Source organism: Frankia alni ACN14a (assembly GCF_000058485.1).
GTDB lineage: Bacteria > Actinomycetota > Actinomycetes > Frankiales > Frankiaceae > Frankia > Frankia alni.
The window spans coordinates 2,911,537-2,928,199 of the sequence record NC_008278.1; the positions used below are offsets into that span (position 1 = coordinate 2,911,537).

Annotated in this window: 14 protein-coding genes; all 14 read right to left on the minus strand. The window is 71.0% G+C overall.

Going from position 1 to position 16,663, the window contains the following annotated elements; translation table 11 throughout:
- Positions 1–762 (minus strand): hypothetical protein, encoded by a 762-nt coding sequence (locus FRAAL_RS11600; RefSeq protein WP_157892056.1) that lies wholly within the window; start codon positions 760–762, stop codon positions 1–3.
- Positions 716–1,159 carry a hypothetical protein gene (locus tag FRAAL_RS32940; RefSeq protein WP_011603819.1) on the minus strand — a complete coding sequence of 148 codons (444 nt, stop codon included), beginning with the start codon at positions 1,157–1,159 and terminating at the stop codon, positions 716–718. Before FRAAL_RS32940 ends, FRAAL_RS11600 begins: the two co-directional genes overlap by 47 nt.
- Positions 1,159–4,080 (minus strand): DUF5047 domain-containing protein, encoded by a 2,922-nt coding sequence (locus tag FRAAL_RS30410; RefSeq protein WP_157892057.1) that lies wholly within the window; start codon positions 4,078–4,080, stop codon positions 1,159–1,161. The genes FRAAL_RS32940 and FRAAL_RS30410 overlap by 1 nt, the downstream gene beginning before the upstream one ends.
- Entirely contained in the window at positions 4,080–5,822 is a 1,743-nt protein-coding gene (locus FRAAL_RS11615) for a hypothetical protein (RefSeq protein ID WP_011603821.1), read from the minus strand. The genes FRAAL_RS30410 and FRAAL_RS11615 overlap by 1 nt, the downstream gene beginning before the upstream one ends.
- 3 nt (positions 5,823–5,825) lie before the next feature.
- Entirely contained in the window at positions 5,826–6,155 is a 330-nt protein-coding gene (locus tag FRAAL_RS11620; protein ID WP_162137469.1) for a phage tail fiber protein, read from the minus strand.
- 54 nt (positions 6,156–6,209) lie between these two features.
- Complete coding sequence (locus FRAAL_RS11625; RefSeq protein WP_041939178.1) at positions 6,210–10,073, minus strand: phage tail tape measure protein; 3,864 nt, start codon at positions 10,071–10,073, stop codon at positions 6,210–6,212.
- Positions 10,074–10,116: 43 nt separating this feature from the next.
- The gene (locus FRAAL_RS11630) at positions 10,117–10,323 is read right to left on the minus strand and encodes a hypothetical protein (protein WP_011603824.1); all 207 of its coding nucleotides are present in this window, start codon (positions 10,321–10,323) and stop codon (positions 10,117–10,119) included.
- A 32-nt stretch (positions 10,324–10,355) separates the two neighbouring features.
- A complete protein-coding gene (locus tag FRAAL_RS11635; RefSeq protein WP_011603825.1) occupies positions 10,356–10,811 on the minus strand; it encodes a hypothetical protein in 456 nt (151 codons plus the stop codon).
- An 11-nt stretch (positions 10,812–10,822) separates the two neighbouring features.
- On the minus strand, positions 10,823–11,257 hold the full coding sequence (locus FRAAL_RS11640) for a phage virion morphogenesis protein (RefSeq protein WP_041939179.1): 435 nt from the start codon (positions 11,255–11,257) through the stop codon (positions 10,823–10,825).
- Positions 11,254–11,763 (minus strand): hypothetical protein, encoded by a 510-nt coding sequence (locus tag FRAAL_RS11645; protein WP_011603827.1) that lies wholly within the window; start codon positions 11,761–11,763, stop codon positions 11,254–11,256. The genes FRAAL_RS11640 and FRAAL_RS11645 overlap by 4 nt, the downstream gene beginning before the upstream one ends.
- A 1-nt stretch (position 11,764) precedes the next feature.
- Positions 11,765–12,088 (minus strand): hypothetical protein, encoded by a 324-nt coding sequence (locus FRAAL_RS11650; RefSeq protein WP_157892058.1) that lies wholly within the window; start codon positions 12,086–12,088, stop codon positions 11,765–11,767.
- Positions 12,089–12,171: 83 nt separating this feature from the next.
- Complete coding sequence (locus FRAAL_RS11655) at positions 12,172–12,510, minus strand: hypothetical protein (RefSeq protein WP_041939180.1); 339 nt, start codon at positions 12,508–12,510, stop codon at positions 12,172–12,174.
- 1 nt (position 12,511) lies between these two features.
- On the minus strand, positions 12,512–13,693 hold the full coding sequence (locus tag FRAAL_RS11660; RefSeq protein ID WP_011603830.1) for a hypothetical protein: 1,182 nt from the start codon (positions 13,691–13,693) through the stop codon (positions 12,512–12,514).
- Positions 13,690–16,659: a GDSL-type esterase/lipase family protein gene (locus tag FRAAL_RS30415; protein ID WP_050997098.1), complete on the minus strand. Its 2,970-nt coding sequence runs from the start codon at positions 16,657–16,659 to the stop codon at positions 13,690–13,692. Before FRAAL_RS30415 ends, FRAAL_RS11660 begins: the two co-directional genes overlap by 4 nt.
- Positions 16,660–16,663 lie beyond the last annotated feature (4 nt).

Here is a 16,663-nt window from a genome sequence, read left to right on the forward strand (position 1 = left end):
TCAGGACCACACCGGGGTGACGACCGCGGACATGTAGCTGGCAGCGGTGGTTACCGCGCCGTTGCCGGAGCCGCCGAATCGCAGGGCGTTGACCTGGATGCTGTACGCCCCGGAGATCACCCCGGTGTTGCCCGGGGCGTGCCGGATGTAGCCGGAGATCCCGGACTCCCACGGCACGCTGGTCAGGACCGCCCCGGACAGCGCGGGCGGGGTCTGCCCGGTGCCGTTGCGTACGTTGAGGGAGAACACGTCGGACGGCTCCGACTTGGCGATCGATGCCTGGACGACGAACGCGACCTGGACGCGGCAGCCGTAGTCCGGCACCTCCAGCCGCATGATTCCGACCTCGTTGGTGATGCCGGTGACGGGCACGGACGTCGCGGACAGGTAGCGGGAGGGCCACAGCCCCCGCCATTCCGCTCCGTCCCAACCAAAGGGCAGGCCGCTGTCCTGCTCGACCGCGATGTCCCCGGAGCCCTTCTGGCCGATCTGCAGGCGGGCCAGCCGGTTCGCGACGGTCCGGATCCGCGGGGTGGCGGTCCAGGCGCTGCCGTCGTAGACGGCATGGCAGCCCGGGTTCTGCAACCAGGCGACCATGCCCCCGGAGGGGGTGAGGACCTTGCTGTCCCGGTCGGAGGCGTCCGCGTAGGACATCACCAGCCGGGGTTCGACGGCGACGGCGAGCGCCTGGATCTGGCCGGGGCCGTTGGGGGGGTCAGCCTGGGCCGGGTAGGGCAGGCCCTGCATCGACGTCGTGCCCACCCGGACCCCTTCGGTGGTGCCACCGCCGGCGCCCCCCGGCACGGGGATGGTCGGCAGGCGACGGGCGGGGTCCGTGTCCTCCCGTCGCCTGCTCAGCATAGCTACCCCCATCCCCGGTTGGGGGTGAAGAGGTAGGGGGTAGGGCCATGCCGGCGCGGCGGATGCGTCCCAGCACGATCATCTGCCCGCCGCCGTGCAGGACCAGCACCACATGGCCGGCCGCCGGCTCGGTGTAGGAGTCCAGCACGGCGATGTGGTCCACCGGGTCCGGGTCTCCGCGGACCTGCAACGCGAGGGTGCCGTCGGCATTCACGGCGGTGACCACCCCCACCCCCCACGGCACCCCGGCGGACGCGGCCTGGGCCAGCGCCATGGCCAGATCGAGGCGGGCCGCCATCAGGACTCCGCCGGTGCGGTGTAGGCACGCGTCTGGATGGTCATCGGCTGACCCGGCACCAGCGGGATGGTCATCTGATCGATGATCTGCCGCTCCGCATGCGCGTCCGGATACACCGCTTGGATCACCTGGGAGCCGTCCAGCGCCGCGTTGACGATGTTGGACACCTGCAGGACCGAGGTCCACTGGGTGACCTGCGCCAGCAGAGCCCCGGCCACGGCCGCCCCTTGCGCGTTGTTGCTGATCAGCGGTGAGGAGAAGAACCGCGGCTTCTTGCCGAACGGCCCTTGCCAGGAGGTGTGGCTGCTGGGGTCGGAGTCGACCAGCATCACCTGCACGGGGGTCTCCCCATCCAGCCGTTCCCCGCGCACCACTACTGCGTTGAACGTCCTGGTGCGGCCCACCCGGCGCGTAGCGCCGGTCATCACCCCTGCCGGGCCGGCATCGACCGTCCAGACCGGTGGATCGGCCAGGGTCGCCACCGGCTGCACCACGGGATGCCCCCGCGCATCGAAGTAGCCTTCGGCGCCGATGGCGTCCTCCAGTTGGCCGATCGCGGCCCACCGGTCGGCGTCGGTCCATGTCATCTGCGCGGCCACCGTGACGGCATCCGCGCGGATGATCGGACTGGTGTTGATCGCCCCTGGGGGGAGGGCCAGGCCCATAAGTCGGGCGATCTCGCTGGCCACGGTGGCGCCGGGCAGGCTCTGCGTGGTGGCGGTGAACCGGTAGTCCGTGACGAACCCGCCCCGGTCCGACGTCTGGGTCAACGACACCCCGCTGGAACTCTCCACGACCGCGTCGGCTTCCTCGAGGTGGAACAGGCCCAGCGGGCACCACTCGATGCTGCCGTCCGGGTAGACCAGCCCCCAGTTGACGTATAGTTCGACGCCGTTGACCCCGGACAGCAGGTCCGTCACCTGCCAGGGGGACAGCCCCGGGGCGGCGATGGTGCAGGTCAACTGCCGGCGGATCCGCTGGGTGGCATCCACCTGGACTTGGCCGTCGACCACGGGTAGCCCGTCGGGGTAGCCGGGGATCTGCACCCGGGTGGAACCGACGTAGGGCACGATCCGCGCGGTCATGGAGTGCGGGCCGCGCAGGGCATCGAGGAACTGCTGGCTGACCAGCAGGGCCGTGACCGTGACCGTGTTGGAGATCATCGAGCTGGCTGCGAGCTCGCCGTCGACGGCCTGGTAGTGCACCGGGGTGTTGGTGGGGGCGGCCGGGTCCGACCCGGTCCATACCCCGCCGGTCAGCGTGGCCGGGGTGGCACCGGCGATCGGGGTCCTCACCCCGTCCGGCCCCACCCGGTAGATCGTCGCCGTGGTGAACTGCGGCCACCGCAGCGACAGGTCCACCGTGCTGCCGGAGGTGGACACGGTCGCGGTGAGCCGCGCCGGGTAGAGGGCGCTGAGCAGTGCGGCCCCGTCCGGCACCCCCAGCCCGGTGCACGCATCCCAGCCGGCGCGGGCGCTGTACCCCCGGTTGTTTCCGGCCACGATGTCGCGGCAGACCTGCGGGTTGCGGTACAGGAAGGGGTGCAGGTGGCCGACGCGGTAGCCCAGCGTCTGGGTGAGCTGGGCGGCGAGTCCGGCCAGCATCGGGGACACCGCGCTGGTCCCGCCGATGACGGCCCACTGGCCGCCGACCAGCACGATGCTGGTTCCGTCCGCGGCCGCGGTCGCAACGTCCGGGCCGCCGCGGCCGATACGGCTGCCCGGGTTGATGGACGGGGGGATGTTGGTGCTGGCCTGGTAGTCCGGTAGGTCGAACAGGTCGGAGATGCCGCCGCCGCTGTTGCCGTCTGCCCCGCCCCAGTCCCAGACCACCTCATCGGTGATCGTCTGGCCGGTGCGGACCAGCGTGGTGCCGCCGCAGGCCAGCATCCACGGGCTGCTGGCCGGGTAGTCTGCGTGCGCCAGGCCGTCGTGGACCCCGTCGGAGCTGCCGTCATCCCCGGAGCTGCAGGTGCAGGTGATCCCGAACAGCGCGGCGGTGTGTAGAACATCCTCCAGGGCGCTGATGGCCGCGGGGGTCCAGTTCTGTTCGGCGCTGCCCCAACTCAGGCTGATCGCGCACGGGCTGGTCACCGTGTCGTGGATGGCCGCGAGGTAGGCATCCACGAAGCCGGCGCTGGTGTTCGGGGCGACGTACACGGCCTGGCGGGCCTGCGGAGCGACCGCGCTGAGGATCGCGATGTCCAGCATCGTTTCGACAGAGCCGCCGTCGGAGCCCGGGCTGTTCGCGGCACCGTCCACGGAGATGGAGCTGACCTGTGGGGGGGTGTGGCCGATCGCGGACCAGTAGGTGGCCAGGTCGGGCAGGCTGTAGCCGCCGCCGAACTCCAGGATGGCCACGGTCTGACCACCTCCGGTCGCCGGGTAGTGGTCCCGCGCGGCCAGCGCGGTCGCGTAGAAGCGGCTGTCCGCTCCGCGGGCATCGGGGCCGGGGGAGGGGCGGTGCCGGTGGTGGGTGCGCAGTGCCGGCCGGTCGTCCAAGCCGAGCACCGCCACGACCCCGGCCAGCTCCTCGGGTATGTGCACCGGGCCGGTGCGCCCGCGGTACCAGCCGCCGGGATGCTCCCAGCGGTCCAGCCGGACCCGGAAGGCACGGCCCATCTGCCCGACGGAGCCGGCCAGCTTGACCGTCCGGGCCGGCTGGTGCTCCTCGACGACGTCCAGGTCGTGTTCGGCGGCGAACAGGCGCAGCGCGGCGAGGTCCTGCGCGCGGGCGCCGTGGCGGGCCGCGAACTGGCGGCGGTCCATTCGCACCGCGATGTCGGGGAGCGGTTGGGTGGGGCGCAGCAGCACCGTGACCTGCATGCGCGTGGAGCGGTCCAGCAGTCCCCGCCGGCGCGCGCCGCTCATCGGACGCCGGTGGCTGCCGGCCAGCGGCCGGTACCCGCGCGGGGTGGCCATCACGGGCTCCCCGGGGCCGCGGCCGGCGCGATGGCTGTTTCCAGCGCCGTCCACGATGTCTTGGCCAGCGTCACGTCGGCCCAGGTCTGGTAGGTGGCCAGTACGTCGGCCCAGGTACCGCCGTAGGTGGTGCCGGTGCCGCCGCCGGCTCCGATGCCGTCGCCGGGGCTGGCCGCGCGGCCTAGCCCGGAGGGGCGGCCGGTGTAGGTGACGGGCAGAGTGTGCACGCGGGCAGGTAGGCCGTAGCCGATGCGACTGCTGTCGTAGGCCCCGACGGCGATGTACCCGGAGTCGTCCCCGGCGGCGTCCGCGGCAGGGGCCCGGTAGTACAGCGTCTGGCCGTCGTCGAGCAGCGCCTCCAACGCGCGCCGTTCCTCATCGGTGAACGTCAGGATCTTCAGGGTGGTGGTGGGGGCCCAGCGCCGCCCGGACACCACGATCGGGTCCTCTCGGCCCAGCACCTGGAAGACGCCCTGGGGCAGGGTGCGGTTCTTGGTGGTGGCATGGTCCTCCGCTGGTGTGATCCGCATGGACAGTGACGGGCGGCCGGGGCTGATGAGCCAGTAGCCGGTGGAGCCGGGCAGGGTGACGGGCTGGCTGATCACCGCGCTGCCGGCCGGCTCGGTGGCCGTGTACCAGACGGGGCGGTCGGCGGGGGCCTCGACGTCGGCCCCGACCCACTGCCCGGAGGTGAGGGTGGCAGGGGCGGCCGACCGGACCGGAATGACTGTTCCTGTGGGGTCGGAGCGGGTGACGGTGACGGTCACGGGCTGGTTGGGCCCGGTCCATGCCACCTGTAGGTCGATCCGACCTGCCTGTACGTTCGGAACCGCGTAGATCACTCCGCCGAGCAGGGGTCGGCCGGTCAGGCTGCCCCGTTCGTGGATCTGCCCGGAGCCGACGAGGTGACATACCCCGGCTGCCGTGAGCACCCCGTTGCCGCTGATCTGCCCGGAGCCCTCGCCCGGCTGACCGGCCGAGCCCCCGAGAACGGACAGCGCCGCGGTGCCGCGCAGTGCCGCGGCCCCGCTGGTGTGGGGGTGGCCCTCCCCGACGGCCAGCGTCCCGAGGCCGCTGACCGTGCCGGTTCCGGTGCCGGAGGCGGCCACGGGCAGGATTTCGACGGCCGCCCAGGACAGCGGCCCGGACGGCGCGGTGGTCGACAGCATCATCGGCTGTCCTTCGGCCCCCGCCGCGGTGCAGTACAGGGTGGCCGCGGTCAGCGGGGTGGCCGCGCTGTACCGGGTCACCCCGCTGCCGGGGGTGGGGGCGGCGCCGTTGGACCAGTCCGCGTAGATCCCCCACAGCCAGGAGCCGGTGCGGCTGCAGGGGACCTGCACGGACAGCAGACCGGTCGCGGTGCCCTGCGCGACGGTGCCGATCGGGCTGCCGGGATCCTGCCCGGTGAACACGATGACCTGCGCATACTTGGCATAGCTGTTGTCTGAGGCCCCGACCACGGTGACGGTGCGGGGGATTGCTGTGGTGGTCACGGCCCACCACAGCACCGCCTCGTCGTAGGCACTGGTCCCCCCTGCCCGGCCGGCAAGCTGCCAGGACAGGCCGCCGGTGTCAGTGATCCAGGGACCCACGCTGCCGCCGGCGTAGGTGGAGCCCACCTGCGCGGCCACCAGCAGCAGCGCCCCGGTCGGGGCGGTGAACGGGGCGGTGGTGGCCGGCCCGCCGCCGGTGAACTCCGGGACCAGGACCGGCGGCGGGGTGGAGGAGTCGACCGCGAGCATCCGCTACCCGCCGATGCTGGCCAGGCCGCCGGATGAGGGGTTGGTCAGCGTGTAGGTGCCCTGGGAGCTGTAGGGCTGGGGGGTCCCCAGCGGGGCGCCGCCCTGGAACACCCCGCCGCTGGCGGAGTCCCACGTGCCGACGAACGCCACCGTCGCCCCGCCGGGGACGTCGAACGTTACCGAGCTCGCCAGGTTCTTCGCGCCGGCCGCGGCCGGCGACCAGGACGCTGGCTTACGGGCATAGGCCGGGCTGCCACCGGCCAACTCACTGTCCCCGGCCGCGCCCGGGTCGGCTGCGTGCAGGGAGAAATAGAGGGCCCTGTTGGCCCCCAACTGATCGAGCATGTAATTCTTTGCCGCCGCGCTGAATCCCATTTTGGCTCCCTGTCAGCCTCTCTTGATACCGCCGCGGAACGCGGCCGCGGTTTTGCGGTCGCGGTGGTCGATGCGGACGTCGATGATGTCCGTGATCTTTTGGTCGCCCAGGTAGACGTGAATGTCTCCGAGCTGCACCGGTCCGGCAGCTCCCCCGGACCGGCCGGAGGCCAGGTTCTGCAGGGTCTGCCACTGGCCGGGGGTGAACACGGCCGCAGGCTCCCCTGCCCCGGTGGCATTGAGGACCAGGCTGTGGCCGGGGGGCAGAATGCCACCGGAGTCGTAGCCCAGGTAGGAGCCGGAGTACAGGTTTTTGATGCGGTCGGGGCTGCCGTAGGTGTCCTTGATGTACCGCTCGCTGCTGATCAGGTTGTCCAGAGGGTTGAAGATGTCCCCGAATCCGCTCAGCATGTGCGCGCGGAAGGTGGACGGCAGCATCTGCACCAGGCCGGTGGCGTGTTGCCCCAGAACCGCGGTTGGGTTGACTGCCCGAGCGTTGCCGCCCGATTCCAGTTGGACCAGCCGGGCCATGTCCGGGGCCCAACTGGCCGGCAGCCCGTTGATGGCCAGGGACTGCGTGATGAGCGCGGTCAGGTCCGCGGAAAGGCCCTTCTCTGCCCCGCCACCGAATATGGCATGCAGGGCAGAGGAGCCCAGGTGTTCAAGGCCGGAGAGAGCCCCGCTGGCCGCCTTCTTGGCTAGGCCGGTGGCCAGCCCGGGGACTTTCTCCAGGATCGAGCCTAGGTCGTCCAGGTGCTGGACGACCCAGCCCCAGGGGTCCTGCAACGCACCGGAAAAGATTTTGTCGAAGATGCCTCCCATGCCGGCCCCACTTGATACGATGCCCTTGATCAGTCCGCCGACGATGTGACCGCCGATATCGGCCATGACGGTGGACGGGCTCTTGATCCCGAAAAAGTGTTTGACCCCGTCGATGATCGAGGTGCCGATATCCTTGATGGTGGTCCACACCGTCTTCCCGGCATCCTTCAGGCCGTTGATCATCCCGTCGATGATGTCTTTGCCGGCGGTATAGAGCAGGGTGAGGGCGCCCGATCCGAAGTCGGAGAAGAACCTGGTGACATCGTGGAAGGCGGTGCTGACCAGACTTTTCACGTCACCCCAGAGCTTCCCCCAGCGCCCTGTGAAAATGTCGATGAAAATGGCGGCAATGCCAAGGATCAGATCGAGCGCGGTCTTGATCGCGTCGTGTATCAGCGTCCACGAGAGGACCACGGACCCCTTGACCAGATCCCAGGTAATCCGCCAGTAAATCAGCAGGGAGTTCAGGGCGAACTGAATCGCACCGAAGATGACGGCCCAGGAAACACGGAAATCGGTTTCGACGATCGCCCATGTTTCCCGCCACAATGCTTTTATCTGCTCGCCGTTGTTATGCCAGAAATCGACGAAGACGCCGATTTCTCCGCGTATCCAGCTCAGCGGTCCGGCGATGAAGGCGCTGATTGCCTCGGAGACAACGGACCAGACTTCCCGGCCGGCGGTCTCGATACCGGAAAACGCGGCTCTGGCACCGTCGTGGAACCACGACACATGCCGGTAGGCATAGATCAGGGACCCGACCAGCAGCCCGATCCCGATCACGAGCAAGCTGATCGGGTTGGCGACCATCACCGCGTTGAGCAGCGTCTGCGCGGCGGCCAGCGCACCGGTCGCCAGGCGCCACGCGCCGATGGCCCCCACCACCAGCCCGATACCGACGGCCCAGCTCCGGACCAGCGCCTGGTGCCGCTCACCCCAGCCGACCGCCAGGCGCACCGCCGAGGTCATCCCTCGGATCGCCTCACCGGCCCCGTCGAACGCCTCACGGGCCAGGCGTCCGGCCCGGACGGCAACCGACTGCCAGCCCAGAATCTCCCCGGGATTCAGCTGCCCCTCGAAGCCGCCCCGCGCGAGGGTGAGCGCCGGAGTGACCTGCCGGCCCACCGCGCGCACTGCCGACCCGGCCGCGGCCGCCGCCCCGGCTGCCCCCTGCGGCGCGGGCCGTCCCGGGCGCAGCGTCAGCGTCCCGGCCGGGTCACGGGTGGGGGGCTGGAACTGGCCGCGCAGCCCGCCGGCGAACCCGGTCCACAGCCCCCGCGCGGTCGCGATGTCCCCGGTGAGGCTGCCCAGCCAGCCGGAACGGACCTGCGGGGACAGCGCCTGCCCGCGCATCGCGCCGACCAGCGCATCCCAGTCGGCCCGGACGGTGTGCAGCGTGCTGTGGGCAAACGCGCCCAGCCGACGCAGGAACCCCAGCACCCCGGAGCCGGGATCTGCCCCAGGCCCGGCCCGGAACCCCTCGATCAGGGCACGCCACAGCGGGCTGACCGTGCGGATCGCCGCGGCCAGCGTCCCGCCGATCCCCCCGGCCAGGTCCAGCAGCCCCTTGAGCAGCAGGGTGACCATCGGCAGAACGACGGTGCCCGCTTCGATGCCGAACGTGCTCAACCCGGCTTTGGCCCGGTCGACCTGGAACCGCAGCGTGGAGGTGACCGTGCTCCAGCCGGCCACGTTCTTACCCGCCCGGTTCGCTGCCTCACTGATATCCCGCGTGTTGGCGATCAGCTCCTGCATGTGAGGGCCGGTGAGCTGCGCTGCCGCCGTGAATCCCCGGGTGCCGCCGACGATGGCATGCAACGCTGAGACCTGGCGGGCAGCATCGTTCGGGAACGTCGTCCCGATGTGCTGCTCGATCAGTTGGAGAGTGGCGACCAGACCTTTCTCTGCCAGGGAGTGCTGGACCTGCGTGACTTCCAGCCCCACCTCGGCCATGGCCGCGGCCGCCTCCCGCGACGGCGCGGCCATGCTTTGGAGCATGAATCGCATCCCGGTGCCGGCCGACGCGGCGTCATGGGTGACGGAGGTGATGGTGGCCATCGCCCCGGTGACCTCAGCCAGTGGCACATGAAGTGCATTCGCGACCGGCGCGATCGTTTTCATGCCCAACGCCATGTCCTGCATGCGGACACCGCCGTGTGCAACGGTCTCCACCATGATGGACATGGCCCGGTTGGCCTGGCCGACCGGAATCTCATAGGAGCGCATCACGGTCATCAGGGACGTGGAGACCGTCTCCATGTCCGCCATTCCGGTGCGGGCCCCTTCGGCCGCGGCGTGCAGTACCTGGAGTGCCGCGGCCCCGTGATACCCGTCTGATTCGATTGAATAGATGCCTTTTTCTAGCTCGATCGCGGTGACGCCGACTTGGGTGGACATCGATTTCATCCCGTCGGCGATCATCCCGAGATTTCCGGTGGCCTCACCCGCCCCGGTGGAAAGATCCTTCAGTCGGAATTCGAAATCCTGCGTCTGATGTGCGGCCGTGGCAAGCCCATGAACGCCCTCCAGAACGCCAAGGATGGCCGCGAAGTCTTTCAACTGACCGAGCAGCCCGCCGCCGAGGAAACTGCCGCCCTGCACGGCCGCCGCCCCGGCAGAGCCGGCCGCCTCCGCCCCGGCGATCTCGGCGCGTAGTTGCTGGACCTGCCGTTGGGCCGCAGCCGTATCGGCGTTGACCCGCACCGTGGGGCGCATGTCGCGGGCCATGGCATCCACCCGGTCCAGACCGCGCATGACCTGCCGGCCGTCGACATCCAGGCGGACGGTGGGCCGCATGTCGCGGGCCATCACCTCAACCCGGTCCAGACCGCGCATGACCTGCCGGCCGTCGACGTCCAGGCGGACGACCGGCTTGAGGTCGCGGGCCATCACCTTGACCTGGTCGTAGCTGGCCCGCACCTGGGAGATGTCGGCCCGGGTTTTGATGACCAGCTCGCGGCTCATCGCCTTGTCAAAGAAAGCATTGATCTGCGTGAGCGCCGGTTTGGTATTGGCATTGACCATCGCCCATGCCTCACCGACGACGCTCTGCATCGCCTTGCACCTCCTTCCCGCCCGTCGCACGGGGAATGTCGGGTCAGCCGCCGGTCATCGCCCAGGCCCGCTGCAACGCGGCCTCGTCCTGCGCCCAGGGATTCGGCCCGTATTTGCGGATCCGTTCCGCATCGTGCGGGTCATCCGGGTGGGGTGTGGCCTGCGCGCCGCTGCGGCCCGGTAGCGGCTTCGCCAACTGTTCGTCCAGGGATTGACGGACCTCTGCCCGGCTGGCCCACGCAGAGGTCATGTCATCGACGATCAGCGCATACAGATGCGCGACTACCCGGTGAGCAGCGGTGGTTGCGGGGTCAACACCGGACCGTTCCAGGCGGGGTCCGTAGTCACCCCAGTAGGCGGCCCCGTTGGCGAGGATCCGGGCGACAGCCGGGTAGGGCGCCGGGAATATGCTTCCATCAGGACTCGGAACAGCTTTTCGAAGTAATGGGCATCGATGGTCGCGCCGCCCGAGGTGGTCATCAGCAGCCGCTGAAAACGTTCCTGCTCCTCCTCCACGACAACTCCGCGGACGAAATCGACCATCGCGGCCGCGCCCAGTGCCTCATCTCCGGTGTGCTCGGCCAGACCGAACCGCAGCATGTGAAGAAAAGGCGCCGAGTCCACCCCGTGGAAGGTGTGGATCTCCGGCTCGGTGAGATCCTTGCGGTGCATCGCGATCCGGATGATGACCGGGTCCGCCGGCTCTGCCGGGTGAACATCGATCCTCAGCTCGGGCATGTCCGTCCCTTCTATGTGATGGTGAGGTGAAGGTTGTCCGACAGATATCGGTTCGGCGCGGTCCCCGGATGGTTAACTTTGCGGAGAAACACCCAGGTGTTTCTCTGCGGCCAGTAGAAATGCAGAACGCCGTCCCGGCGGCGAGGGAAGATCGTGTGGGGTCGGCTGCCCTCGTGGTGGAGTAGCGCGATCGGATCCGCGGACCCCACCCGCACCGACGGGCCCAGAGGGCTCGCGATCGACTGGATGGTCAGGCTGTCCCGCAGTTGCCCGACACGCCGGTCACGGGCCCGGCCCAGTGGGTCGGGCACGGCAACGCCCACCTGCCTGCGGGCCGCGACCAGCAGCACCGTCCCGCGCCGGTAGACCTCCCGACCCACCGGACCGGTCAGGCTGACGAAGAACTCGGCCTGCCCGGCCGGGTTCGGCACCCACCAGGCGCTCACCGGACCGGGGCCTGCTCGAGCGCCAGGCCCACCTGGGCCTGCACCCCGGCCAGCCCGCCCTGCGGGCCGATCGGGGTGATGGGGGAGATGACGATCGGCACCCCGGGGCCGACCAGAAGATGTCCGCGGCGGGCGTTCTCCAGCAGGTCCTGGAGCACGGCCACATCGATCCACGCCGCGTCCGCGTCGGCGGCGACGTCGAGCGGGTCGGGGGCGTACGCGCCGTCCTGCCCCTGGACGTGGACGGCCCGCAGGATGCTGACCTGCCAGGTGGCCGTGCGGAACGCTGCCGGGGGCCGCTGCCACAGGGCGACCTGCTCGCCGGGATGCCCGGCAGCCAGCCCTACCAGGTGCACCACCAGCTGTTCGTCGTCAGCCGGGGCCACCTGGCCGGGGGCGGTGTACCGGCGGTCCGGCAGGGGCACCCCGGCCTGGTGGAAGCCGGCCTCGACGACGGCGAGGACGCGACGGCCCTGGGCGGCCAGCGCGGATGCGGCCAGGGCCATATCAGCCTCGCCGCCCGGTCGGAGCGCGACCGCGCCGCCCGGGCGGCTCGCGGCGGCCGGGCAGCCCGGTGTCGGCCCGCCCCGTGGTGTCGGACGGGAGGGGAGTGGGTTCGGCCGGGATCTGCTCGGCCGGGCGGTGGATCGCGCTGGAGGTGCTGGTCGCTGACGGGTCGGGGGCCTGCGCGACGGCGCTCAGCGTCGCGACCAGCTCAGGGTCGTCGGAGGAGATGCCTCGGTGTTGCAGGGAGGTGAGTGTGCGAGCAGCCCGGTCCGGGTCGCCGCGGACCGCGGTGATGATCTGCTGGCGTTCCAGGGTGGACAGCATCGGACCCCACACCGGTGACGGTCAGCCCACCGCCAGGCGGTGGGCGACGTGCGGGAGGGGGTCCGTGTCCCTCGCTGTCCAGCCTAGCGGTCACCGCCGTCCACCGGGGGTAGGTCACCCTCGGCGGTAGAAGGTGGGGGTGGGGCGCTGGGGGCTGGCTGGGCGGCCTTCGCGTGCCGGGGGGAGCGGGCCTGCCCGCCGCGCGGGACATGGCCACTCGGACGGGGCACGGCATCGCGGCGCCGCTGCAGGTAGGCGGCCAGTGCCTGGTCCCCGATGCGGGCCACTTCCGCTGCCAGGTCCGCGGCCTGCTGCGGGTGGCGATGCTCCGCGGCCAGCTGGTCGATTTCGTCCGCGCTGGCCCCGGCACGTTCCAGCCGGCCGTACAGCACGGGGCCGAGGATCTGCAGGGTGGTGGGCATGTCAGCCTCCTGATCTGCGGGTGCTGCCGAGGTCCGGGGTCCACACGGTGGGCATCCGGCGCAGCCTGTCCGGGTTGACCGTGCCGAGGAACAGCTCTGCCTCAGGGACCCCGACCCCGCCGTCGGCGTCCAACGCCTGGTTCGCCACCTCGACGGTGACGCCGGCACGCTTCACGGCCGTGGCGCGGGCCGGCAAGGTCGCGCCGGTCGCCGGGTAGCCCAGCAGCTGAGCGATGGAGGCAGCCAGCGCGGCCGCGGCCAGCTTGCCCATCGCCGGGGGCGCGGTGCCGTAGGTGCAGGTCACGGCGAACGTGCCTGGTTCGGTGGGGGGCAGGTCGAGCTGCTGGTGGGAGGGCCAGCCGTAGCGGCGGGTGGGGACCGCGGTGGCGGTGGGCCGCACGCGCACCAGCCACCGTTGCTCGTCGATGCGGTACTCGGCCGGGGGGATGATCTGCCCGTCCAGCAGCACCTGGACGATGCTGCGCAGCGGGTACACCCCGAGGTCGACGGCCGGCGGCCAGCCGCCGCCACCGCGGCGGTCGTACACCCGGTCCGGGGTGAGCGCCGTCCACACGTCCCCGCTGGCATAGCCGTAGCAGCTGGCGAACGTGCCGAGGCCCGCGCCGATCCGTCCGGGGAGCGGGTCGGCGCTCGGGCGCATCGTCGCGGTGAGCAGCCCGGGGTAGAGCCGCCCGGACCGCAGGTAGAGGACCTCGCTGGCCGCCTCAGCACACTGCTGGAGCACCCGGCGGTCGACGCGGGCCATGCGCGGTCGGGCCGCGACGTCGTCGGCGCTGATCCACGGGGTGGGCAGCAGTGGGGCCGGATCCGGGCTGGCGGTGGGGCTGGAAAGTGCCGCCTCCACGCGGATGTGGGCCCAGGTGTGCAGCGGCCAGGTCTCGCTGGCCCCGCCGGGCAGCGTGACGTGCCATTCCCCGGCCAGATTCCCCGGGGCGGCGGTGTCCTCGAGCGTCCAGGGGTACTGGACCAGGCCGCCTGCCGCGTACACCACCTGCGCGGGCGCGTTGATGACCACCTCGCCGCCCACGGTGGGACGGGCCACGAACCGGACCGCGGCCCCGGTCAGGTCCTGCGGGCTGCGGCTGATCGGGTTGAGCAGGGTGTCGGTGAGCGTCGGCTGAGTGTCCCCCTGTCCGACCTGGAAAACGGGCAAATTGCTCATGAGATCGTGATGCCGTAGCGGGTGCCGTACCAGCTCATCAGCGCGGCCAGCTCCCCGCCGCTCAGGGCCCTGCCGTACACGGTGAGCTCGGCCATTTCGCCGTCGTACCAGTTCGAGTTCGCGCCGCTGTTGGTGCCCAACCGCAGCCCCGGCAGGGCGGCAGAGGCGCCGGTGCCGGTGGTGCCCGTGACGGTGGCGGTTCGGCTGTCCAGGTAGATCGCGCTGGCGCCGCTGTTGTACAGCACCGCGATCACATGCCAGGTGTCCAGCGTGATGCCCTGGTTGATCTCACTGACCGCCCCTGCGCCGGCGGACAGGGTGGTGCCGGTGGAGATCCCCGCGTAGGCATAGGTTCCGCTGCGGCCGGTGAACAGGTTCCCGGTGTTCCCCGTGTAGATCTTCGCGATGGCGATCACGGTGAGGGGGACTGCCCGCTTGCCGGCCCACACCCCGGAGTCCAAATTGTGATTGGACGCGGCGGTGAACACCAGCGCGGGCCGGCCGTTGACCCTGCCCGTCCGGTACACCGGCCGTTGCTCGACGGTGGCCTGGGTCAGGGCCGCGGCCTCCAGCCCTGCGCTCGGCGTCCAGGAACCTGCCGCGGTGCCGTCTGCCAGGCCGAGGCTGCCGGCATCCAGCCAGGTCAGTAGTCCTGCCACCTGCCGGGGGTCGAACGGGGGAAGGGTCACCGCCGGGGGAGCGGGCGCAGTCAGCGTGGCAATGATCTGGTCGGCCATCGTGCGGTGGCCACGGTCTGTCTGGTGGACGAAGTCCGCCGGGTCAATCAGCAAGGATGCCTGGTCGGAGGCCTGGCTGGTGGGGTAGACACCGGAGATGTCCAGATAGTCCACCAGCCCTGGATGGGCTGCGGCCACCGCGGCCATCGCGGCGGTGTAGGCCGACCAGGGGTAGGCAGAGCCGGAGACATCCAGCCGGAGGTAGGTGGCGATCACCAGAATTGACGGAGTCGGGGTGACTGCGCCGGCCACGGCGTTGATGAGGGTCTGCAGGTTGGCCTGGAACGCTGTCGGGCTGACCCCGCCGGCGAAGTCATTGGCACCCAGCATGATCGTGACGAGGCGGGGGGACAGAGCTGCCAGCCGTTGGAACAGGCTGGGGGATGCCCCGGCCCAGGACGCCGCGGTGGTGCCGGCAGCGCCGGAGGTGTAGATCCGGATGCCGCTGATCTCATCCCCGCCGCGGACGTAGATTCCGTTGATCACGGTGGCCGTGCTGGCGGTGATCGTGATGCTGTGGGAACCGAAGCTCAGCACGGGGGAGATGTAGATGCCGTCGTGCCGGTCGGCGGTCCCGGCGGTGTCTGGGGTGATGGTGGCGCCACTACCCCCGTCCACGGCGACGGTGAACGCGCCGCTGTTGGGGCCCTGGACGAAGTGGACGTCGAAGCCGGTGCCGGCCTCGGTACGGCTCATGCTGGCGGAGGCGGTCAACGTGACCGAGGCCAAGCCCAGCCCGTTGCCGTCCGTGCCGTGGCTGCCGGAGACGGTCCACCCGGTGTCGGTGGCCAGGATATGCACCCCGCCGGTCACCCCCGGGGGGTTGTAACGGGCGTGCAGGTCCACCCCTACCTGGTCGGTGTAGCGGCGGGTGCGGGCGGTGGCGTTGTACCCGGCGGTGGTGGAGGAGCCGATGCATACCGCGGACACCGGGCCGTACAGCCGGTTCCCCAGCCCGCCGCGCCACGCGGCGAGCTGGGGGCTGGTGACGGCTTGGGAGCCGACCGCGGCCTGCGCCGGTCCGATCCCCAGAGTGCGCAGCGAACCGGTCGAGGCTGCGGCGTCCACGGTGCCGGCGGCGACCGTGCCGGCACCGGTGCCGATGGGGAGCTGGGCAACAGGTACCCGAGCACTGCTGTCCAGCCCGGCGTACCCGTTCGGGGTCCCCTTCGCGGCGACGTTCTGCTTGCCGGCCAGATCCGCCGGCAGCCCGGCCACGTCGGCCTCGACCAGCGTCACCGCCCCGGTTCGCCCTGCCACGGATGAGACGGGGATGGCTGGGAGCTGGCTGGAGGGCACCAGCCCGTCGGCCCCGAGTGCCGCGTACCCGTTCGGGGTCCCCTTCGCGGCGACGTTCTGCCTGGCGGCCAGATCCGCCGGCAGCCCGGCCACGTCGGCCTCGACCAGGGCAATGTCCCCAGTCCGCCCTGCCACGGAGGTCACCGCGGTGACCGGAAGCTGGCTGACCGGTACCCGCCCATCGGAGCCGAGCGCCGCATAGCCGCCTGGCTGGCCCTTGTGCGCCGCCAGCTCCACCCCGGTGAGCCGGGGATCATTGCCGGCGGCGACCGTTGCCGGGCCGCTGCCGACCGGCAGTTGTCCCACGGGCACCGTCCCGGCGGCATCCAACGCCGCATAGCCGCCTGGCTGGCCCAACGCGGAGATCACCTGACGGGCGGCCAGATCCTCGACCAGTCCGGCGATGTCCGCCTCGGTCAGCACCACCGCCCCGGTGCGCCCAGCCACCGTCGTCACCGGGGCTCCCGAGCCGGGAATCTGGGAGGTCAGCAGCAGCCCGTCCGCGTCCAGCGCCGCGTAGCCGCCCGGCTGGCCGCGACGACTGGTCTGCTCGGCCCCGACGAGCCGCGGGTCGTCGGCGGCAGGGATCGTGCGTGCTGTGCTGCCGATCGGCAGCGCCTCGAACGGCACCCGTCCGTTCGGGTCGGCAGGGGCGTAGTCGTCGGGATCCCCGCCCACCGGTACCGCGCGCAGCTCCACGCCAGGGCCGACGAGATCGTAGAGGCCGGGTTCCGTCCAGAAGTCCAGCTGCCCGGTGATCGGGTCGACGATCACCGGGTTGTCCGCCAGGGCGCTGCGGTCCCGATCGGCGTAGAGCATGGCCGGCATCCCGCTGCCGGTCGGGTAGACCGTGACCGGCACCCCGCGGGCGATCTGCCCGTCGGTGCGCAGCGCGGTCTCCGCGTATCGGCCGGCGTAGGTGGCAGTCAACGTC

Bases quoted from the DNA above. Each gene is read 5' to 3' on its own strand.
- FRAAL_RS32940 (WP_011603819.1), bottom strand. From the start codon at position 1,159: ATGGCGGCCCGCCTCGATCTGGCCATGGCGCTGGCCCAGGCCGCGTCC.
- FRAAL_RS11650 (WP_157892058.1), bottom strand. From the start codon at position 12,088: ATGCTGTCCACCCTGGAACGCCAGCAGATCATCACCGCGGTCCGCGGC.
- FRAAL_RS30410 (WP_157892057.1), bottom strand. From the start codon at position 4,080: ATGGCCACCCCGCGCGGGTACCGGCCGCTGGCCGGCAGCCACCGGCGT.
- FRAAL_RS11630 (WP_011603824.1), bottom strand. From the start codon at position 10,323: ATGACCTCTGCGTGGGCCAGCCGGGCAGAGGTCCGTCAATCCCTGGAC.
- FRAAL_RS11645 (WP_011603827.1), bottom strand. From the start codon at position 11,763: ATGGCCCTGGCCGCATCCGCGCTGGCCGCCCAGGGCCGTCGCGTCCTC.
- FRAAL_RS11615 (WP_011603821.1), bottom strand. From the start codon at position 5,822: ATGCTCGCGGTCGACTCCTCCACCCCGCCGCCGGTCCTGGTCCCGGAG.
- FRAAL_RS11660 (WP_011603830.1), bottom strand. From the start codon at position 13,693: ATGAGCAATTTGCCCGTTTTCCAGGTCGGACAGGGGGACACTCAGCCG.
- FRAAL_RS11625 (WP_041939178.1), bottom strand. From the start codon at position 10,073: ATGCAGAGCGTCGTCGGTGAGGCATGGGCGATGGTCAATGCCAATACC.
- FRAAL_RS11635 (WP_011603825.1), bottom strand. From the start codon at position 10,811: ATGCCCGAGCTGAGGATCGATGTTCACCCGGCAGAGCCGGCGGACCCG.
- FRAAL_RS11655 (WP_041939180.1), bottom strand. From the start codon at position 12,510: ATGCCCACCACCCTGCAGATCCTCGGCCCCGTGCTGTACGGCCGGCTG.